This window comes from Aquirufa sp. TARAVU-A1A (genome assembly GCF_054558675.1).
In genome coordinates this window covers 395,005-415,869 of record NZ_JBPXKP010000001.1, presented here as the reverse complement: position 1 = coordinate 415,869, position 20,865 = coordinate 395,005, and the positions used below count along the sequence as shown (strand labels likewise).

Annotated in this window: 22 protein-coding genes; 7 read left to right on the top strand and 15 right to left on the bottom strand. The window is 43.7% G+C overall.

What is annotated here, in order from left to right:
- Nucleotides 1–163: 163 nt before the first annotated feature.
- The 4 genes from V7S75_RS02000 to V7S75_RS01985 all read right to left on the bottom strand — a co-directional run bounded on the left by V7S75_RS02000 (nucleotide 164) and on the right by V7S75_RS01985 (nucleotide 2,440).
- Nucleotides 164–766 carry a zeta toxin family protein gene (locus V7S75_RS02000; RefSeq protein WP_459511016.1) on the bottom strand — a complete coding sequence of 201 codons (603 nt, stop codon included), beginning with the start codon at nucleotides 764–766 and terminating at the stop codon, nucleotides 164–166.
- Nucleotides 759–923, bottom strand: coding sequence for a hypothetical protein (locus V7S75_RS01995; RefSeq protein WP_459511015.1), 165 nt, complete (start codon nucleotides 921–923; stop codon nucleotides 759–761). Before V7S75_RS01995 ends, V7S75_RS02000 begins: the two co-directional genes overlap by 8 nt.
- 75 nt (nucleotides 924–998) lie before the next feature.
- Entirely contained in the window at nucleotides 999–1,784 is a 786-nt protein-coding gene (locus V7S75_RS01990; RefSeq protein ID WP_459511014.1) for a PhzF family phenazine biosynthesis protein, read from the bottom strand.
- Nucleotides 1,781–2,440 (bottom strand): DUF4386 domain-containing protein, encoded by a 660-nt coding sequence (locus V7S75_RS01985; protein ID WP_459511013.1) that lies wholly within the window; start codon nucleotides 2,438–2,440, stop codon nucleotides 1,781–1,783. Before V7S75_RS01985 ends, V7S75_RS01990 begins: the two co-directional genes overlap by 4 nt.
- 76 nt (nucleotides 2,441–2,516) lie before the next feature.
- Between V7S75_RS01985 and V7S75_RS01980 the strand changes: the two genes are divergently transcribed.
- From V7S75_RS01980 to V7S75_RS01965, 4 genes are all read left to right on the top strand, one after another.
- Nucleotides 2,517–3,044, top strand: a complete 528-nt coding sequence (locus V7S75_RS01980; protein WP_459511012.1) for a GNAT family N-acetyltransferase — start codon at nucleotides 2,517–2,519, stop codon at nucleotides 3,042–3,044.
- Nucleotides 3,045–3,096: 52 nt separating this feature from the next.
- Complete coding sequence (locus V7S75_RS01975) at nucleotides 3,097–3,669, top strand: zeta toxin family protein (protein WP_459511011.1); 573 nt, start codon at nucleotides 3,097–3,099, stop codon at nucleotides 3,667–3,669.
- A gap of 29 nt (nucleotides 3,670–3,698) precedes the next feature.
- The gene (locus V7S75_RS01970; protein ID WP_377974207.1) at nucleotides 3,699–3,821 is read left to right on the top strand and encodes a hypothetical protein; all 123 of its coding nucleotides are present in this window, start codon (nucleotides 3,699–3,701) and stop codon (nucleotides 3,819–3,821) included.
- A 114-nt stretch (nucleotides 3,822–3,935) separates the two neighbouring features.
- Entirely contained in the window at nucleotides 3,936–6,161 is a 2,226-nt protein-coding gene (locus tag V7S75_RS01965; protein WP_459511010.1) for a xanthine dehydrogenase family protein molybdopterin-binding subunit, read from the top strand.
- Here the strand turns inward: V7S75_RS01965 and V7S75_RS01960 are convergent.
- From V7S75_RS01960 to V7S75_RS01945, 4 genes are all read right to left on the bottom strand, one after another.
- Nucleotides 6,156–7,001: an aldo/keto reductase gene (locus tag V7S75_RS01960; RefSeq protein WP_459511009.1), complete on the bottom strand. Its 846-nt coding sequence runs from the start codon at nucleotides 6,999–7,001 to the stop codon at nucleotides 6,156–6,158. The two genes, V7S75_RS01965 and V7S75_RS01960, sit on opposite strands and share 6 nt — an antisense overlap.
- Nucleotides 7,002–9,242, bottom strand: coding sequence for a xanthine dehydrogenase family protein molybdopterin-binding subunit (locus V7S75_RS01955; protein WP_459511008.1), 2,241 nt, complete (start codon nucleotides 9,240–9,242; stop codon nucleotides 7,002–7,004).
- On the bottom strand, nucleotides 9,239–9,697 hold the full coding sequence (locus tag V7S75_RS01950; RefSeq protein ID WP_459511147.1) for a (2Fe-2S)-binding protein: 459 nt from the start codon (nucleotides 9,695–9,697) through the stop codon (nucleotides 9,239–9,241). The genes V7S75_RS01955 and V7S75_RS01950 overlap by 4 nt, the downstream gene beginning before the upstream one ends.
- A gap of 78 nt (nucleotides 9,698–9,775) precedes the next feature.
- Nucleotides 9,776–10,225: a nuclear transport factor 2 family protein gene (locus V7S75_RS01945; RefSeq protein ID WP_459511007.1), complete on the bottom strand. Its 450-nt coding sequence runs from the start codon at nucleotides 10,223–10,225 to the stop codon at nucleotides 9,776–9,778.
- A 150-nt stretch (nucleotides 10,226–10,375) separates the two neighbouring features.
- On the opposite strand from V7S75_RS01945, the gene V7S75_RS01940 reads away from it, so the two are divergent.
- Nucleotides 10,376–11,287 carry a helix-turn-helix domain-containing protein gene (locus V7S75_RS01940; RefSeq protein WP_459511006.1) on the top strand — a complete coding sequence of 304 codons (912 nt, stop codon included), beginning with the start codon at nucleotides 10,376–10,378 and terminating at the stop codon, nucleotides 11,285–11,287.
- On the opposite strand, the gene V7S75_RS01935 is transcribed toward V7S75_RS01940, so the two are convergent.
- From V7S75_RS01935 to V7S75_RS01905, 7 genes are all read right to left on the bottom strand, one after another.
- On the bottom strand, nucleotides 11,279–11,830 hold the full coding sequence (locus V7S75_RS01935; protein ID WP_459511005.1) for a sugar O-acetyltransferase: 552 nt from the start codon (nucleotides 11,828–11,830) through the stop codon (nucleotides 11,279–11,281). The two genes, V7S75_RS01940 and V7S75_RS01935, sit on opposite strands and share 9 nt — an antisense overlap.
- A 3-nt stretch (nucleotides 11,831–11,833) precedes the next feature.
- Nucleotides 11,834–12,250 carry a cyclophilin-like fold protein gene (locus V7S75_RS01930; RefSeq protein WP_459511004.1) on the bottom strand — a complete coding sequence of 139 codons (417 nt, stop codon included), beginning with the start codon at nucleotides 12,248–12,250 and terminating at the stop codon, nucleotides 11,834–11,836.
- 53 nt (nucleotides 12,251–12,303) lie between these two features.
- Entirely contained in the window at nucleotides 12,304–13,506 is a 1,203-nt protein-coding gene (gene fabV, locus V7S75_RS01925) for an enoyl-ACP reductase FabV (protein WP_459511003.1), read from the bottom strand.
- A gap of 64 nt (nucleotides 13,507–13,570) precedes the next feature.
- Nucleotides 13,571–14,539 carry an outer membrane beta-barrel protein gene (locus V7S75_RS01920; protein WP_459511002.1) on the bottom strand — a complete coding sequence of 323 codons (969 nt, stop codon included), beginning with the start codon at nucleotides 14,537–14,539 and terminating at the stop codon, nucleotides 13,571–13,573.
- Nucleotides 14,536–16,485, bottom strand: coding sequence for a KUP/HAK/KT family potassium transporter (locus tag V7S75_RS01915; RefSeq protein ID WP_459511001.1), 1,950 nt, complete (start codon nucleotides 16,483–16,485; stop codon nucleotides 14,536–14,538). Before V7S75_RS01915 ends, V7S75_RS01920 begins: the two co-directional genes overlap by 4 nt.
- 88 nt (nucleotides 16,486–16,573) lie before the next feature.
- A complete protein-coding gene (locus tag V7S75_RS01910; protein ID WP_459511000.1) occupies nucleotides 16,574–17,254 on the bottom strand; it encodes a response regulator in 681 nt (226 codons plus the stop codon).
- A complete protein-coding gene (locus V7S75_RS01905) occupies nucleotides 17,247–18,311 on the bottom strand; it encodes a sensor histidine kinase (protein ID WP_459510999.1) in 1,065 nt (354 codons plus the stop codon). The genes V7S75_RS01910 and V7S75_RS01905 overlap by 8 nt, the downstream gene beginning before the upstream one ends.
- Nucleotides 18,312–18,392: 81 nt before the next feature.
- Here V7S75_RS01905 and V7S75_RS01900 point away from each other — a divergent pair, with 81 nt between their 5' ends.
- Entirely contained in the window at nucleotides 18,393–19,733 is a 1,341-nt protein-coding gene (locus tag V7S75_RS01900; protein ID WP_459510998.1) for an alpha-L-fucosidase, read from the top strand.
- Between the two features lie 2 nt (nucleotides 19,734–19,735).
- Nucleotides 19,736–20,863: a glycoside hydrolase family 88/105 protein gene (locus tag V7S75_RS01895; RefSeq protein ID WP_459510997.1), complete on the top strand. Its 1,128-nt coding sequence runs from the start codon at nucleotides 19,736–19,738 to the stop codon at nucleotides 20,861–20,863.
- Nucleotides 20,864–20,865: the final 2 nt, after the last annotated feature.

The window sequence follows — 20,865 nt, the reverse complement described above, 5'->3', positions numbered from 1 at the left end:
AATTACTTTTAAAAGGACTTTTGGTAATTATATTTGCCTTGTTGGACAAATCTGACACACGTTTTGTTTTTGTTCCCAGCATTCCGCCCGACTTAGCTTGTTTACTATTTTTCATCTTTACGTGTTATTTCCTCCTAGCAAAAAAGCCAATTAAATGAGCTACTTAGCGGGAGATTAACTCAGGAATTAGGTTTTTTAGATATAGATAACGATCCAAAGTAGAAAAGACCACTTTGCCATTTTCAACTGTTGCCATGTGCTCAGGGATTCTTGCATGAGCAGAACCTTCAAATATATCGATAAAATCAAACTGAGCATAATACTTATTCAAGTTTTCAAATCCTGCATAATATCTCCGCTCAACTTCATGAGTAGGCACAAAATGTCCTCCATTTTCCACCCTGATTAAAACACGTTTATTCGCCAACTCAATCGAATCCAAGCAAAGAAATATCAGAAAAAGGTCATATCCTTTAGCTTTAAATTGATTAGGCCAATACATGGGTTCGCTATCAAAATTCGTTTCAAAAGCGAAATCTTTCCCAGTTCTCCACGCTTCTTCAATCTCATCCTTTAAATCCGATGACGCCAAATTATGTGCCATTTGCTCCTTAATATCAATATCTATTAAGGCCCTATAATGGCTTAAGAAGTGGGAATCATAATCGAAGGGGGTTGTATTTGAAGATGGTACTAAGAACTTTGAAAACGAAGATTTACCAGAGCCATTACATCCCGCAATTACCAGCAAACGTGGATTATGCATTATTGAATTGAGGTGCTACTTTAGGGGATTTATTTGTACTACCCGATTTAACATGTGACTCGTAGACCTTAATTTGTTGTCTAACCGCAGGCATGGCTTTCTCCAATTGCTTTTGAAAAAACACAACTCGTTTTTCAGTATTTGAAAAGTTTTCCATAATTGAAGAATTATTGAAAGACAAAATTACAATTTAATTTCTGTATTAAAATCCAATATGCTTATAATTAACATATTACACTTCAATCTCGCCTCGCAAATACAACACGGCCTCCCCGGCAATCTCTACTCGATCTCCTAGCAGCTTACAAGTTAAGTCGCCCGTTCTTTGGGAGAGTTGGCGGGCCGTAAATTCAGTCTTCCCAAGAACCGAAGCCCAATAAGGTGTCAAGGTCGTGTGCGCAGAACCTGTTACGGGATCTTCATTCACACCACAAGCGGGACCGAAAAAGCGTGAAACAAAATCCGTTGTTTCGCCAGGTGCCGTCACGATGATGCCGCGAACTTGATGGATTTTCAAGGCCTCAAAATCCGGTTGGAGGGCGCGGATTTCCGCTTCCGAATCGTAGACAAAAAGATAGTCCGTCTTGCCTTTGAAAACCTGGCGAGGCGCACGGGATAATCCGATGCCATGCTCAGCTTGAACAGGAAATTCCGTTAAGGAGTCTGCGGGAAAATTCAAAGCTAAAACAGAACCGTTTTTTGATACGGTTAAGGGGCCACTGCGCGGAGAAAGGAAATTGATTTGGTCACCCGCAAATCCCAATTCATGAAACAAAACATAGGCACTCGCTAAGGTTGCGTGTCCGCACAAATCCACTTCGACCGTGGGGGTGAACCAACGAATTTCATAACGATCACCCGCAGGGACAATAAAAGCCGTTTCGGCTAAATTATTCTCCGCGGCGATGTGCTGCATGACAGCTTCTGGAAGCCAGGCCGCTAAGGGACAAACGGCGGCAGGATTGCCTTTGAAGCGTTCTTTCGTGAAGGCGTCAACTTGGTAGATAGCAATTTTCATGAAGCCAAAATTAGGTCATTTTCTTTAAAACCTTTGAAGGTCAAATAAAGCCCCAACGAAAACTCCCACAGGGCAATCGGTACAGCGGATAAACCCGCGATGGGCGCGCGCTGATCAAATACTCCATACAAAACGGCGACATCCCCAGCCACCAAGGTAAAGGCGCCGATGATCCCGATGATAGGCAAAATGCGGGGAACCAAACGTGTTTGATATAACAAGGTACCCAAGAGTAAACCATTTACAGCGGGAATAAAACTTTGGCTAATTAAAAACAAACGGTCGTAGAGCATCACTAATCCACGGGACACAACCTGTGCTTCTGCACCTAAAGCGCGCAAATTCAAGACGGTCAACAAACTCGCTACTCCGGCAAAAATCAATGTTGCCTCTAAAATTCGAGCGGCCACAAAACCCAAAGCCAAGCTTTCATTTTGCTTCTTCAACACGGGATAAAAAGCGAGTGCCGTCCCAATGCAGGCCAATGCCATCAACAATTCCAAGATTCCACCGAGCACCACATCGCTGGCTGGCGCTGAACTTGAGATAAAATTCGGTTGGTGAATTTCGTGATAAAGCGACAAGGTCGGTATCGAAATAAAGGTCAATAGGTATAATATACCCGCGGTCAAAGATGTTTTGCGTGATGCTGTCATGTATGCAATTTGGAAAATTATTTGAAATCAAAAACGGATTATTATTTAAACGGCAAGCTCGCTATCTTTGAAATCAATGAATGTCATAATCCGACCAGCCTCCCGTTTAGACCTCGCCGCCTTACAAGCCATCGGCCGAAAAACCTTTGTAGAAACTTTTGCGGAAGGCAATTCAGCGGAAAATTTAGCGGCATATCTAGAAGAGGGCTTTTCAGAGGACAAACTCGGGGCAGAACTCCGAAACGATAATTCCCAGTTTTACTTTGCCCTTCAAAAAGAAGACGTGATAGGTTATTTAAAAGTGAATTGGGGGGATGCGCAAAGCGAAAATCAGGACCCCAATGCCCTGGAAATCGAACGCATTTATGTGCTTCAGCAATACCACGGAACGCAAGTGGGCGCATTACTTTACCAACAAGCTTTAAGCATCGCGCAGACACGCAAGGCCCCATATATCTGGCTAGGTGTTTGGGAAGAAAATCCGCGGGCGATTCGATTTTATCAGAAGCAGGGATTTGTGAAATTTGGGGAACATATCTTTCAATTAGGTGATGATGCACAGCGGGATGTGTTAATGAAATTCGATATTTTATCAACTACTTGATAATCCACAAAATCGAATAACAACGAAGCTCATTCAGGCGTAGATTTATGCCATGAGCAAGCGATTGTATATTTTGGCGGGGTGTAATGGGGCAGGAAAGTCTACAGCATCTGTAACAGTGCTACCCGAATTGATTTCATGCAAAGAATTCGTCAATGCAGATGACATCGCTAAATTAATTTCCCCTTTCAATCCTGATTCCGTAGCTATCTTAGCAGGAAGAGTAATGCTTTCTGAAATTCAGAACTTAATTGAGGCTGGTAAAACCTTCTGTTTTGAAACCACACTTGCTGCAAAGTCCTACCAACACATCATAAAACAAGCTCAAAAAAAACATTACGAAGTGACTTTGTTATACTTTTGGCTGAATTCCATTGAATTAGCTCAAGAACGTGTAATATATCGTGTAAAAAGTGGCGGACACCATATACCTGCTGATATTATTGAAAGACGATATTCTGCTGGAATTAAGAATTTATTCCAAATCTACTTGCCCATCGTAGACAATTTCATGATATTTGATTCATCAAATGCCGTACTTAGTCTTATTGCCAGTAAACGATTGAATCATCCAATCAACATAAACGACAACCCAACATGGCTGCTCCTAAAAAGAAACTTGTAAGCTCATCAAATGATGATTTTGACCGTATCATGAAAGGAATATCAAAAATTCCCGCCTATTTAGTTGCTTTGAAAAAGAAAACAGGCACCCCACTCGTCGTTTTCCGTGACGGCAAAATCCAGCACATCAAGCCGGAGGACATTCAGATTTAGGGATTAGCAAAATTGCCTTGTTTACATCCGTAATTTTGGTAGAAATACCCGTAAAATATATTTCTTTTTCTCGCCTAGGTTCCTTTACTTTATCCCCTTGATAAACCTCTTGCCATGAAAAAGCCATCGAACCTAAACCGGAGAGACTTCTTAAAGGCCTCAGCCCTCAGCGGCGGAGGATTTTTACTTAGCTTCTCCTTTTTATCGCAAGCCCATGCACAAGCAGCACCGGGCTCGCAGCCCATCGAGCTCAATGGTTTTGTCAAGATTTTAGCCGATAATCGAATCCAAATCATGTCCCCCAACCCCGAAGGCGGACAAGGCGTAAAGACTTCCATGCCCATGATCGTGGCGGAGGAATTGGATGTGGATTGGAAACAAGTAGAGGTTATTCAGGCAGATTTAGATACCAAACATTTTACCCGTCAGTTCATCGGCGGAAGTCAAGCGATTCATCAAGGTTGGAAACCCTTACGGATGGCGGGGGCTACGGCCCGACAAATGCTCAAGGAGGCTGCGGCCCAACAATGGCAAGTTCCTGTGGCAGAAATTAGCACAAAAGCCGGTGTATTAAGTCACTCAGCTTCCGGAAAAACCGCTACGTATGGTCAAATGGCTGCTTTGGCTGCGACGATTCCCGTACCTGCGAATATTACATTGAAGTCGGTGAAAGACTTCCAGATCATCGGCCATTCCAAACAACAGGTTGATATACGAAAAATTGTAACAGGCCAACCGCTTTACGGCATCGATACCCGCGTCCCTGGCATGCTGTTCGCGATGGTGGCACACCCACCCGCTTTTGGCATGAAATTAGCCTCTTTTGATGCGTCAAAAGCCTTAAAAATGCCTGGCATCAAAGCAGTTTTCCCCATCAAACTATACAACGAAGGTTACGAAAAAACCTTCTTCGATACGACCACTTTCCCGGAAATAGTCGCAATTGTAGGACGGAGCACTTGGGAAGTGATGCAAGCTAAAAAAGTCTTACAAGTTGAATGGACACCTTTTGCATCCTATACCCAAAAACGCGACATGCTCGGTCGGAAAATAACCGAAAATGTCCCCGCTGGCCTCGAAAGCACCTCCGTACATGAGGCACAAATGGCCGCGAAAAAAGACGTTCCTGGAACAGTTAGACGCAAGGATGGCGACATCGAATCCGCCTTTAAAAATGCAACGAAAGTCTTAGAAAAGACCTATTATGGCCCTTATTTGGCACATAATTGCATGGAGCCGATGAATTTTTTCGCCCATGTGACGAAGGATAAAGCGAGTTTAGCTGGACCCTTACAAAAACCGGAATTCAGTGAACAAACGCTTTCCGCACGCATCGGCATTCCACTCGAAAATATCGACATTAAAATGACGCGCTTAGGCGGCGGATTCGGTCGGCGATCGTATTCCCACTGGTTGGTCGAGGCAGCCTTGATTTCCCAACAAGTTCAAGCGCCCATCAAGCTCATCTACTCCCGCGAGGACGACATGACTGCGGGCATTTACCGATCTACCTATACAGCAACCTACCGCGCGGCGTTAGATGCGAATAATCAAATGATTGGTTTTCACGTCAAAGCGGGAGGTATCCCGGAATCACCTTTATATCCAAATAGATTCCCAGCTGGGGCGGTCGACAATTATTTAGCCGAAGACTGGACCATCGACAGCAACATTACCGTAGGCTCATTCCGCGCACCACGTTCCAATTTCATGGCCGCGGCAGAACAATCCTTCCTGGATGAATTAGCTGAATTTGCGGGCAAAGATCCCATTGATTTCCGCTTGGAATTATTGCAGCGGGCAAAGGATAAACCCGTGGGCAAAAACAACGAATACGAACCGGAACGCTATGCGGAAGTATTGCGATTAGTTCGCGATAAATCCGGTTGGGGCAAACCTGAAAACGCAGGTAAAAAACGTGGGGTTTCGGCCTATTTCTGCCATGATTCCTATGCGGCTCATGTGCTCGATTTGGAGATGAAAGATGGAGCTCCCGTCGTTCAAAATGTGGTTTGTGCGGTCGATTGTGGCATTGTCATCAACCCCGATGGAACTAAAAACCTATCAGAAGGAGGAATTGTAGATGGGATTGGTGCGGCGATGTTTGGCAAAATGACGATTGAGAAAGGGGTGCCACAGAGTTCTAACTTTGATACGTATCGGATGATTCGACACCATGAAGCGCCGAAGAAAATTGAGGTACATTTTGTGAAGAACGAAATCGATCCCACCGGTATGGGCGAACCAGCCTATCCACCGGTTTTTGGCGCATTGGCGAATGCCCTGTATCAGGCCACCGGCAAAAGACATTACCGGCAGCCCTTTTCAGATAATTTATAGTTTACGCTCCCCTAGCCATTTCACCATCACCGGATCCCGGTGATCGAAAAAGCTAGATGTCTGCGTATCGAGTGTTTGGATTTGCGCCATTTCGGCCTCGCTTAATTGAAAGTCGAAGATGTTAAAATTCTCCGCCATTCGTTCCCGACTCACCGTTTTAGGTATCGTCACGACGCCCCGTTGAACCAACCAGCGCAAGATGACCTGTGCAATGGATTTGTTATGTTTTGCCGCGATAGCACCTAACAGTTCATTGGTAAACATCCCATTCTTCCCTTCCGCAAAAGGGGCCCAGCATTCGATCTGAATGTTGTTCTCTTGCATAAAGGCTTGATTCGCGATTTGCTGTTGGAAAGGATGCGTCTCCAGCTGATTCACCGCCGGCACAATCTCCGTATGAACCATCAAATCCATGACGCGATCCGGCTGGAAATTACTAATTCCAATGGCCCGAATGCGACCTTCTTTGTACAATTTTTCCATCGCGCGCCACGCGCCAAACACATCGCCATACGGCTGATGAATCAAATAAAGGTCCAAGTAATCCAGGCCTAATTTCTGCATCGATTGCTCAAATGCCTGCAAAGTTCCCTCGTAGCCTTGGCTCTGAATCCACAATTTGGTGGTAATAAACAGCTCCTTGCGATCCACGCCAGAAGCGGCAATCGCCCGACCCACCGACTCCTCATTTCCATAAGAAGCGGCGGTATCAATGGACCGATATCCGACCGAAATCGCATCTAAAACAGCCTGCTCGCACGCGGCAGGATCTGGAATTTGAAACACACCAAAGCCCAAGATGGGCATCTTCACTCCATTATTTAACGTAACAAATTCCATTTAAGCTTTTAATTGAGGTTGAAAAGGTTGTTGGTAAAAACGTTTTCCCGTCGCCTTGTACAACGCATTCGCCACCGCAGCAAAAACCGGAGGGAATGGCGGCTCGCCAAGACCCGTAGGGTCAATCTCATTCTTCACAAAATGCACGTCGATTTTCTTCGGTGCCTCATTGTGGCGAATCATGCGGTAGGTATCGAAATTCTTTTGATCCGTTTTACCATCTGTTAAAGTCAACTGACCAAATAAGGCATTGCCAATTCCGTCGATAGCTGCACCTTCGGCCATGTTTTTCGCTCCCTCAGGATTCACGACAACACCGCAATCTAGTGCCGTAGTTACTTGGTCGACCGTCACTTGATCGCCCTTCACCTGCAAATCAATGACCTGCGCTGCATAAGAATTGTGGCAGAAATACGCCGAAACCCCGCGTTTTTTACCCGCGTTTTCCGGTTTTCCCCAGCCCGATTTATCGCGAACTAATTCCAATACGCCCATGTAACGGCTCGCGTCGTAATCGTTGGTTTTTCCAACCGGATTGTCTTTCGCACGTTGCAATAATTCCAAACGGAAGGCAATTGGGTCTTTGCCCATGTATTCCGAAATCTCATCCAAGAACGATTGTTCCGCCGCTGCATTAAAATTAGAACGCGGTGCGCGGAAAGCAGCAATCGTAATATTCGATGGAATCAACCAGCTCTCCGCCAAATAATTATCAATGGCTCCTGCTGGAAAACGATTTGCATGTAATGGGGATTCCGGAACGCCTCCTCCTTTCGCATGAAATGCAATCAATTTCTTGTTCTCATCAAAGGCTGCTCGATAGGTCAATTGATATAATGGACGATAATTACCCCCACTTACATCATCTTCTCGCATGTAAATTAATTTCACCGGAGCGTTTACTTGCTTTGAGATTAGGGCTGCTTCGATCATGTAATGACCGTAAGCTCGCCGACCGAAACCGCCACCCATACGAGCTAATTCAATCGAGATATTTTCTTTAGGGATTCCTAGTCGAGCCACCATGGAAGGCACCATCATCTCAGGAATTTGAATCGGAGCAACAAAACGTACCTTATCACCCACGAAATGTGCAAAAGCATTCGTTGGCTCCATAATGTTATGGGCTAAAAACGGCGCGGTATAAGTTCGCTCGATGATGTGTTTGGCCTCTGCAAAGGCTTTTTCTGGGTCCCCATCTCGACGCTCAATTTTGCCTGGTTTTTTGTCCATTTCAAGCATTTGCGCGTATTGCGTTTTTGTACTTTCTAAGCCTGAAGGGACAATTCTTGCTTGGTTATTTTGTCCCATCTCTTTTCTCTCTGGTGCCACCTCCCAAACCGCTTTTATTTTCTTGCGCGCATTCATGACATCCCAGGTAGATTTACCCACGACGGCAATAACCTCATTGAAGGAACGTGTATCAAAACCCGCAAATTTGTGATCGTCATTGTAGACCTTGATTGGGAAAATATCCACGATGCCCGGCATCTTTTTCGCCGCGGTCGCATCGAAGGATTTCAATTGCATCCCGAAAGCCGGTGGACGTTCCGTCATGGCATATAACATGCCCGCCTCGCGGTAATCCAAACCAAACAAAGGTTTTCCTTGCACGATTTTAGGCCCCACCACATTCTTTTGTGGCGTTCCTAATAACCGGAAAGATTGATTTCCTTTTAAGACAATATCCTTAGGCACGGGTAATTTCGAAGCTGCCTCCGCAAAGGTTCCGTAGCTCTCTGACTTACCACTAAACGCATGTGTCACCAAACCGTTCGAGGTCGTTAACTCCGACACAGGCAAATTCCATGCCTGGCTCGCTGCATTCAATATCATTTGTCGGGCTGCAGCCCCCACTGTCCGCAACGGTTTCCATGCCATGCGAACGCCTTGACTACCGCCTGTGAACTGACGCGGGAAAGCTTTCGGGTCATAATTACCCTGTTCCACCTCCACTTGCTTCCAATCCACATCCAATTCCTCGGCGATCAACATCGGTAAAGAAGTCATCACGTTTTGGCCAAATTCTGGATTGGGAGAGAATATTTTAATCGAATTATCCGACGCAATTTTGATGAAACTAGTCACCTCTTGCCATACGGGTTCGATGTTCAATTCACCGAGCGATTCCACGGGTTTTGCACTCGCGAACCAAGAAATACCGAGCATCATGCCTCCTCCGGAAAGCGATGATACTTTTAAGAACGAACGTCTGCTGTAATTAGTTTCTGTCTTTTTCATGATTTCGCTGCGGCTTGTTGGATGGCTTTTTTGATACGGGTATAGGTTCCGCACCGACAAATATTGCCGGTCATGAAGTTCTCAATATCTTCTTCCGTAGGGTTGGGTGTGCTTTTCAAGAGCGCTGCGGCACTCATGATTTGGCCTGATTGACAGTAGCCGCATTGCGCGACGTCAACGTCCAACCACGCTTTCTGAACAGGGTGATCCCCCTTTAAAGATAAACCTTCGATGGTCGTGATTTCCATCCCTGCCAAAGCTGAAATCGGTAGTTGGCAAGAGCGAACCGCACTTCCATTTAAATGCACCGTGCATGCCCCACAGGAGCCCACGCCACACCCATATTTAGTGCCTTCCATGCCGAGAATATCTCGGAGCACCCACAAAAGGGGCATGTTTTCGTCCGCCTCTACCTGGTGGACTTTCTTGTTAATGCGAACGGAATATTTCTTGATCATAGTCTAGGTGATTTAAAAGAATCGAAGCAAATATAGATAATCAATCCAATCAATAATTATACTTTTCAAACAAGATTAATGCTTGATTTGGTGGGTATCGCGCACGCTGCTAAACGTCAGTGCAAGCATTTTCCAATCCTTGCCTTGTTTTTGATATACCTCCGTCACAGTGAATTCCGTAACTGCTACTTGTTCCCGAACGACCGCGTCCAAGGTAATACGATTCCACACAATCGCGGTATTACCCGAAATCTCCACGGCTGTATCCTTCACTGTCGCTTTCTTGTACCAAATACGACCCGTTTTGATGATGTCTAATTCCTCGTCCTTCTTCCAGGTTCCGCTCATATGAACGAATTTGGCTTTGGCATCGAATAATTTGTCAAGCTTGTCCACGTCTTTGTCGGACATCCATTGCCATTTGTCCATCGACAATTGGATTAAAGTTTGTTCTTCAGCACTTTGAGCGAATGTGGAAGAAAGCGTTACGAGCGAAAGGCTCACGAATAAAAGAATAGATTTCATAGGTATTTTTGATATGCCGCAAAATTGCATCGAATGCAGAGAATGCAACGTAGATAAATTCCGGGGATTTCTACCATTTTTACGGATTCGATATTGTTGAAGTACATGCGTATCAGATAATTGGTAAATTCGTTCGTTCAAGCTAATCCCATGGAAAAAACGATTCAGGTTAATAACATCGACGAATACAATCAAAATAACAATCACAAGACGCTACATCCGCTCGTGTCTGTGTTGGATTATTCCAAAGCCAACGTACGTGATTGGGGCGATGCAGATACCATCCGATTTCAATATGGCTTGTATAGCATCATTTTAAAGGATGTGAAATGTGGGGACATTCGCTATGGAAAGCATACCTACGATTATCAGGCGGGAACTTTGGTTTTCTTTGCTCCGGGACAAGTGGCAGAAGTGCCGAATCTCAAAATTCCTTACCAGCCGCAAGGACATGGACTTGTTTTTCATCCGGATTTACTCATCGGAACAAACCTAGGGAGAAGCATTTCGCACTATAAATTCTTTCATTACGAATCGCACGAGGCGCTGCACCTATCCGAAGATGAGCGTCAAATGATGTTGGACTGTTTTGCCAAAATCGAATTCGAACTTAAACAGCCTATTGACAAGCACAGCAAGAAATTAATTGTCTCGAATATCGAATTGTTTTTAGGTTATTGCCAACGGTTCTACGATCGTCAATTCATCACGCGGGAGCATGTGAACAAAGGCATTTTGGAGCGTTTTGAAACCCTCATGAATCAGTATTTTGAATCCGATCAAGCCCAAGTAAGCGGCATTCCATCCGTGAGTTATTTTGCGAATGAGCTACATTTATCCGCGAATTATTTTGGCGATTTGATCAAAAAAGAAACGGGATTAACGGCCAAAGATTACATCCAAAACAAGACCATCGACGTGGCGAAAAACCGCGTTTTTGATACGGATAAAACCATCAATGAAATTGCCTTTGAGATGGGCTTTAAATACCCGCAACATTTCACGCGCTTGTTCAAGCAACGCGTGGGACAAACGCCGAATGAGTATCGGTCGTTAAATTGATTTAATGAACTTAGCCGGAACGCCACCTACAATCGTGTTCGCAGGAACGTCTTTCGTCACCACAGCGCCTGCCGCTACGATGGAATTTTCACCTATCGTAACACCCGGCAATACAATGGCTCCAGCACCTAGCCATACATTTTTTCCAATGTGAACGGCCTTCACATCCAAGCTTTTGCGCTGCAACGGATCCACAGGATGATTCTCTGTGACGATTTTCACTTGCGGCCCAATCAACACATCGTCCTCAATCGTAATACCTCCTAAGTCTAAAAACGAACAACCGTGGTTGATGAACACGTTTTTCCCGATTGTGGTATGCTTGCCAAAATTGGTAGAAAAAGGAGCTAATACCGTTGTCGAGGGATCAATGCTTTGGCCTAAGATTTCAGATAAAATAGCTCGAATATCGTCGACATTGCCCGAGGAATTCAACTTTGCTGAAAGTGCGATGGTTTGATTGACAATTTTCCAAACCTCCGCCCATTGTGGATCTGTGTGCGGAATAATTCCGCCGGCACGCATGCGCTCGAAAATTGTCATCACTCAGGGATTAGCTTCAAATAATACTTGACAATTACCCGCGCCCAAGGCTTTCGACAGTCCTAAGGTATCATGCACGTGACCCAAACGGGTATAACGATAGGGCGTAGCAAACGATTCATAAAAAAGAACCAGGACATTATTCCCATATAACAATAAATCACCGGTCTGAATTTTACCTATGGATTCTGCCTGAGTAGGTAAGGGATACTTTAATTCTGCGTATTTTTCATTTCCATTCAACTCCTCCATGGATAAGGTCAAAGGCAACTGCTTGATAAAAGCGTTAACACTTTCACTTTCTTTCAATGTGGCATAGAAAGCTTTTGCTCCAATAGAAATTTTGATGGTTGAAGGCTTAGACATCACGCTAAAACACAAGAGTAATAAAATGATTGAGAGATAAAATCGCTGATTCATTTGTTGGAATATGAAAAAAAAGCCAACCGTCTGTTGACGATTGGCTTTCCTATTTATTTTTCTACGGTAATCAACCCCGGAATCTCCACCATTTCGTTGGCCTCCGCGGCATAATCCACGCCATCAAAACCAAATCCAAATAAGTTTAAGAAATCCGATTTATAACCATTCAAGTCACCAATCGAAGGTAAGTTTTCCGTCGTAGCTCCTTTCCACAATTCAGCCACTTCTTTTTGAACCGCTTCGTCCATTTCCCAATCGTCGATGCGAATACGACCTTTCTCATCCACAGGAATCGAACCGTTCGTATATAGACGCGCGCTGAAAAGGCGTTGGATTTGCTCGATGCAGCCTTCGTGCGTTCCTTTGGCTTTCATGATTTTGTAAAGCAATGAGATGTACAATGGAATCACTGGAATCGCTGAACTTGCTTGGGTAACCAAAGCTTTATTTACGGATACAAATGCTTTCCCGCCAATTTTGGCTAAATCTTCTGTAATCTTGAACGCTGTTGATTCTAAATGGTCTTTCGCCATTCCGATTGTTCCTTTGCGGTAAACTGGCTCAGTTACTTTTGGACCAATGTACGAATAGGCAACCGTCATCGCACCTTCTGATAAAACACCTGCGCTCAATAATGCGTCCATCCACATCTGCCAATCTTCCCCGCCCATCACGGCAACCGTGTTTGCAATATCTTCATCGTTACAAGGCGTAATCGTCACCTCGGAAACATTCCCTGTGTGGAAATCAACCGTCTTATCGGAAAATGTATCGCCGATAGGTTTTAACACCGAACGATGCAACACGCCCGTAACAGGGTGTTGACGCACAGGAGAAGCTAAGCTGTAGATCACTAAATCCACTTGGCCTAAATCCGCCTTGATTAAGTCGATCGTTTGTGCTTTTACTTCGTTTGAGAATGCGTCGCCATTAATGCTTTTGGCATAAAGACCCGCATTTTTTGCTGCTGCTTCGAAAGCAAGGCTATTGTAATATCCTGGAGAAGCTGTTTTGCCTTCTGCAGGTGCTTTTTCAAAGAAAACGCCAATCGTCGCGGCATCCGATCCGAATGCACTTGTTATCCGAGAGGCTAAACCAAAACCTGTAGAGGCTCCAATCACGAGCACTTTTTTCGCCCCAGCAATTTTGCCTTTGGACTTCACATAGTCAATTTGATTTAAAACGTTTTTCTCACAGCCTTTTGGATGCGATGTCAAACAGATAAACCCTCTCATTCTAGGTTCAATAATCATAGTGCTCGAATTTTGTTTGTGCAAATATAGTTAAAGCACCTAATTATCCCATAAAACGCGGTTTTCAATTGCTAGAAACGTTGAATAACAGCCCCAATAGCACTTCATTCCCCCATTTCTCCGAATGTTTCCATTCCGTCCGTAGCATTCCCCAGGATGTTAGTTGGTAATCCGCCGACAAAGATTGAGACAAGTCTGAAAATGATTCAGCCAAAATAATCGCCTTGGTGTCAGTATAATATTCCAAACGACCTGCCAACTTCAACGCGGGTCTGACTTGCCAAGTAAGAAATGTGGATCCGCCATGCCAAAAATTTCCTGACTCAAAACCCACATCCTCGCACAACGTCCAACTTACAGAAGAAGAAAGCGGTATTTGAACATAGTTATCGTAAAAAACACGCAGGCCTTTGCCTTCATCTCCGATAAAGCCACTGGAATTAAATCGAATGCCTTTGGCATTTTCAATTGTTAACTGTGTCCCTAAGGCCGGCCGGAATTTGTGCATCGTTTGCCAACCGGTTAAGGCAAATAGCTTCAGGTTCACACGTTGGCTCGGACTGTAAACCCACGCTAATCCCGATTCATAATACGGCGAATTTTCGGCGATATAGCTTCGCGTAAAACTTGGATTTTCCCAGTTTTTGGCTGATTCCAAGCCAATGTGGGATGGCATAATGCCCAGCATCAATTGATGCTTTGGTGATAACGCTAATGTGGCATTGAGTTGGTATATATTTTTCAACATGCCCGGTTCCGCGGCCAAGTTTTTCTGCGAATAGGTGCCCAGCATGAAATCGCCACGAATAGTCCACTTCGAATTAGACGCCGAAAATTCGATTAAACCTAAGTTGACAGCCGGTTGATTTAACGTTGTATGGTTATAAAACAAGGCCGACTTTTCATCAGCCTGAGGATTCGTAAGTGAATGACCATAATAGGTTTCAGCATAGGCGCCAAACGAATAATGTAAGGTATCAGCCTGGCCAAAAGCTGATGCAACCATTAAACTTAAGAGCAATCCTTTAATCATTGTATTCGTCTCAAACGAATATCACCAATCGGTTGATAAACCAACGGAACGAATTCAAGTTCCACGTCGGATTTATCTAAACCAAAAGCCTTTTCGTCTCTTTGGCCCATGCGTTTCAACCAAAAATACGAATTTAGCAACAAGCCTTCACGCAAACTAAATTCATTTTCTACGGACAAGAATTTCTCAATGACAACAAACTTAAAATCAGGCTCCGCATTGTATTTCGTCGATCCATCAGGTCGGATGTGCAAATTGAGTTCTTTGTTTTTGACCAAATCTTGAACAATTTTTTTAAAGTAAAATTCAGTTTTGGGTTGAATTCGGAAACCTACTTTTAAATTGATCTTGATGACCTTATCATCGATTAATTCGTTGACAGAATAAGCTAGCGTATAGGGTTCTTCTGTTCGATTGATGTGCAAAAACCAATAAACATCGGCGCGTTTGGGTTTTTTGGCAAAGATTGATTTAACAATTTTCTCTTCAATATCCTGCCGGTGATTTGCTTTGGTCATATAAACCAAGTGCGTCGAAAACTTTGGAATTTCAACATCGCCACTTAATTCATTAATTTGTTGGACATAGCGTCCTAGGTCAACAAACTTTGTAAAGCGATTATTGATTTTGCGCGCGTAAAACCAAATGTACATGGTCATGAAAATGAATAGCTCAAAGAATAAAAACATCCAGCGCTCTTTGATTTTTGCCACATTTGCAATGAAAAACGAACATTCAATCGCGGCAAAAAGCAGCATCAAACTAAAGACATAAATCCGGTTCCATTTAAGTTTATAGCTTAAAAAATACCCCAATAAATAGGTTGTCATCATCATGGCTACCGTGATTGAAAATCCATACGCCGCTTCCATATGCGAAGACGATTGGAAATAAAGAATCATGAGCACACAACCAAACCACAAAATATTATTGACACTTGGAATAAATATTTGACCCTTTAGTTCCGTGGGTTGACGTACAGTAACTCGAGGCCAAAAATTCAGATTGACCGCTTCATTTATCATCGTAAAACTCCCACTAATTAATGCCTGGGATGCTATGATTGTTGCCATCGTGGCAATTATCACCCCAAAAATTAAGAACCAAGAAGGCATCAGTTCATAAAATGGGTTTCGGCCATTTAATACCTGTTGGCCTTGATGCAAAATCCATGCTGCTTGACCCAAATAATTAGTGACTAAACAGGTCTTTACGAAAGCCCAAGTAATTCGAATATTTTTTACACCGCAATGACCAAGGTCAGAATACAAGGCTTCAGCACCCGTAGTCGCCAAAAAGACCGCCCCTAACAACCAAAACCCTTGTGGATATTGCGTTAATAATTGATAAGCAAAATAGGGATTTAATGCTTGTAATACTTCTGGGTGTTTAAGCACTTGGTTAATTCCCATTACAAATAGCATCGTAAACCAAATCACCATAATGGGCCCAAAAGCCCCTCCTACTTTTTGGGTACCAAATCGTTGCACAAAAAACAAGACCGACAGAATCGCAATAACAATTGGAACGGTAGGTATGTGCTTAAATCCGGGAACCATCGCTAATCCTTCTACAGCTGATGCTACCGAAATAGGAGGTGTAATAATTCCATCCGCAAGCAAAGTAGTCGCTCCTAAAATAGTCGGTATGACAAGATTTTTCCCGTGTCTTCGAACAAGTGCATACAGGGAAAAAATCCCTCCCTCCCCTTGATTATCCGCCTGCAAGGTGAGCCAAATATATTTGATAGTTGTTTGGAAAACGAGGGTCCAAAAAATACAGGAGATTCCTCCAAAGACTAACACCTCTTCGATAGGTCTTTCCCCCATCACGGCTTTGAATACGTAGAGCGGGCTTGTCCCAATGTCTCCATAAATAATCCCTAAGGCAACTAAAAGAGAGGCTGCTGTAATTTTCTTTGAGGTACTTGAATGTGTCTGTTCCATGTCGTTAAATTCTATGGAACAAAATTGCATCGATTAAGATGAGGCAACCATAAAGATGTATGGCAAAGCTATAAAGAAAAAATAAAGACTAGGCCTGAAAACGGTAACCTACGCCATTTTCCGTGATGAGGTGTTCTGGCTGATTAGGATTGTCTTCTATTTTCTTTCGAAGCGTTCCTACAAATACCCGTAAATATTGGGTTTCCATTTGCGAACCCACCCCCCAAATTTCTTTTAACAGCTGTTGGTGCGTAAGCACACGCCCCTCGTTTTTAGCAAAAAATACAAGTAAGTTAAACTCCGTTTGGGTCAATTTGACAACTTGGTCATTTTTCCAAACTACTCGAGCAACTAAATCAATACGCAATTGATGAAAAGTCCATTGCGCCGTTTTTTGATCCGTTGCATTCCGTCTAATAGCCGCACGAATCCGTGCAATTAACTCTCCTGTTCGAAATGGCTTTGTTAAATAATCTGTCGCCCCGTTGTCCAAAGCTTGAACAATATCGTTTTCGGAGTTTTGCACAGATAGCATAATCACAGATTTAGAAAACCAATCCTTTAATTGTAGTAAAACTTCATGCCCAGAAATATCCGGCAAACCAAGGTCCAACAAAATAACATCCGGAAGGTGACTAGCAGCTAATTTTAAACCCTCCAAACCACTTGTCGCTTGAATGACTTTAAAATCATGACTCTCCAAAATAATTTGCAATAGCTTCTGAATAGAGCTCTCGTCATCGATAATAAGTACGGTCGATTTATTCATGCTTCAACAAGTTTATGTAGGAAGTGGGCGCAGGAATTAACACTGAAAATTGACAGCCACCTTTAGGTAAATTGTTTAATTCAATGCTTCCCTGGTGTGCCGCGATAAAACCTTTGACGATCGATAAACCAAGGCCTGTACCTCCAGCTTTTGAAGCGGGTAGCCGGTAAAATTTATCAAAAACGAATGGAATATGTTCTTCAGGAAATCCGGGTCCATTGTCTGAAAGTAGTATTTCCAATTGCTCTTTTTTTATTCCCACCTCAATTCGAATAACTGGATGACTCGTACCGTATTGCACGGAATTGGTTAACAAATTATCCATCAATTGATCCATTAATCCGACATCCAATTGAAACAAGGGCAGGCCTTCCTCCAAATGTATCTGAATTTCAACCGTGGCACATTTGCCCAAAAACTTATTTTTAACTGAAAAAATCCAGGATTCAATGTCTACCCAATCCAAGGATAACTTCAATTCTCCAGATTCCAGCCGACTCATATTCAACAAATTTTCTACCTGCTGATTAAGTCGTAAACTAGCTGACTCAATTCCCTGGAATAAGGAGACCTTTTGGTCCTCATTTAATGACATTTCTGCATCTTTCAAGGTGTCAACGGCCCCAATAATCGTTGCAATGGGAGTCCTTAATTCATGTGAAAGGGAATTCAAAAGTGTGTTATATAGGGAGATTGTCACCTCTTTTTCTTCCTTATCCCGTGCTTTGGCTTCAGCCTCTCGAATCTTAACAGTCAATAATCCATTCACTAATGCGATGAAGAAATACAAAAGAAAAAGTAATAAGTCCTCAGAATAAGAAATATGAAAGGTAAATCGAGGCGGAATAAAAAAGAAGTTCCAAGTTAAGGCACTTAAAGTTGCTGCCAAGACAACGGGTACTATATCAAAAGAAGTCGCTATCAGGGAAGTAAGCACTAACAAAATTAGCGCCACAGCATGATAGCCTAAATAAGATTCAAACAAGTAACAAATGCCTGAACAAAGCCCCACAGACGCCAAGACTAATGAAATTTGATGAGATAACTTTAATTTCATGAAACAAATCTAAACTAAATGATATAAAGAATTTATAAAAATTAGAACGGTAGATTTATCCTTGAACCAACTTTTATTCATATGAAAAAGATTTTCCTCCTTATCCTCCTCAGTTTCACGGCCTTTGCCCAACAAACGACGAATAAAACAGACCGCGTCAATTGGTTTCAAGACCTGGGTTTCGGGATGTTTATTCACTGGAATGTGGATGTCAGTTTAGGAGCTGTGATAAGCCACTCGCTTGCGGGGGCTTCCGACGAATACGTCAATAAATACATTCAAGAGCTTCCGGGCTATTTTAATCCGGAACAGTTTAATCCTAAAAACTGGGCGAAGCTTGCCAAACTCGCCGGCATGAAATACGTCGTTTTTACGGCCAAACACCATGCGGGTTTTGCGATGTTCCAGACCAAAACGACCCCATTTAATGTGATGAATACGCCTTTCAAACGAGACATCACAAAAGAAATCGTAGAGGCTTTCCGCGCCGAAGGTATCGCCGTGGGAATCTATTTTTCACCCGATGATTTTTACTATTTACATACGCACAAACAGCCCATCGGCAGAGCACAAGACCCAGCCCATTATCCGAAGACCAATCCCGGTTTGATGGAATATGATAAAGCCCAACTCAAAGAATTATTAACCCAATACGGGAAAATCGACATCCTGTTCATCGACGGCCCCGGCGATGGTCTACGCGAATTTGCCTGGTCGATCAATCCGGATTTAGTCATCACCCGCGACGCGATGAAAACGCCGGAACAAACAACCCCCAATGCTTCGCTGCCGAGACCCTGGGAGGCATGTTATACGATGGGGACAGATTGGCAATACAAACCCACCAACGATCCGCAGAAATCCGGGACAACGGTTATCAATATGTTGGCGGAAATCCGGGCGAAAGGCGGAAACTTCTTGTTAAATGTAGGCCCTAAACCCAACGGCGAAATTCAGATCGAGCAGGAAGCCATTCTACGCGAAATCGCGCTGTGGAACTTCGCTTATTCCGAGGCAATTTATGCCGTGAAACCCATGCCAATAATCAAAGAAGAAGGCGTTTGGTATACGCAATCCAACGATGAGAAATATATTTATGCTTTCGTTTTGCGCACTTCACCGGACGATTGGAAATACGGGGAACGGAAGAATTTCGTGCTTTCCAATGTGCTTGGAAACGAGAAAACGCAGGTGGAAATTTTGGGTTACAAAAGCGACCTCGTAGAATACAAGCAGGATTTTGATGCCAAAACCTATGTCAGTGCCAGCCCGCTCGGATTGACCATCAGCGCGGTGAATGGCCAACGATTCTACACGAATAACAAATGGCCAAACGCGGTGGTATTAAAAATTTCGAATGCAAAAGGGCGTTTGCCTCAAGCGGATAAAACTAAACAAAGCTCCATGGATGGGGCAAAATAACGATGAAGAAACTAACCTTATTTTTACTGATTTCGAGCTCGATTTTCGCACAAAAAGAACTGACGAATTGGCCCGCAAAAGCAAATCCTTTGACCGTAGGAAAACGCACCGCCGAACGCTTCATGGCCGTTCCTCATTCTCGGTATGGAGTTACATTCCCGAATCCTCCAGCGACTCAAATCACCTATCCCGACGTGTGCACTTGGTTAGGCGCCTTGGGCTTCGCGCAGAAAACGAATGATGCGGATTTGCTGAAACGATTAAATGAAAAAACTGATTTATTGCTCACGACTGAGGCACATTTACAGCCCAAGAAAAACCATGTGGACAACTTCGTTTTTGGCGCCATTCCCTTAGCTTTTCACATGCAAAACGGAAATCAGGACTTGAAAAAAATGGGTCTTGCCTATGCAGATGAAGAATTCAAAACGCTTAGTCCAGAAGAATATACGAGTTTAAAACCCGAAGTTCGAAATTGGTATGCCGCCGGACTTAGTTGGGTTACGCGCTTCTGGATGGATGACATGTACATGATTACGGCGGTTCAGGCAAAGGCCTATGAGGCAACGAAAAACCGTAAATACATCGACCGCGCAGGCTATGAAATGGTGGCCTATTTGGACACACTTCAAAATCCAGATGGTTTATTTTACCACGCGCCGGATGTGCCTTATTATTGGGGACGAGGCGATGGCTGGTTGGCCGCCGGCATGGCCGATTTATTGAAAATCTTACCTAAGGATAACCCACACCGACCACGCATCATGAAAGGGTATCAGGACATGATGCGCGTTTTGTTGAAACACCAAGACACGAATGGAATGTGGCATCAATTAATCAATGACCCAAATTCCTGGCCGGAAACTTCCTGCACAGGCATGTTTACGTATGCCTTCATTGTGGGCGTGAAAAATGGTTGGCTGCCATCCGCAACCTATGGTAAAGCGGCACGAAAAGCCTGGATTAAACTGCAAGATTACGTGAACGAGAACGGCGATTTAACCGAAATCTGCGAAGGGACAAACAAGAAAAATGATCACCAATACTATTTGGAACGTAAAAGAATTGTTGGAGATTTGCATGGCCAAGGCCCCTTGCTTTGGTGTGTTAACGCTTTATTAGAAAAATAGGC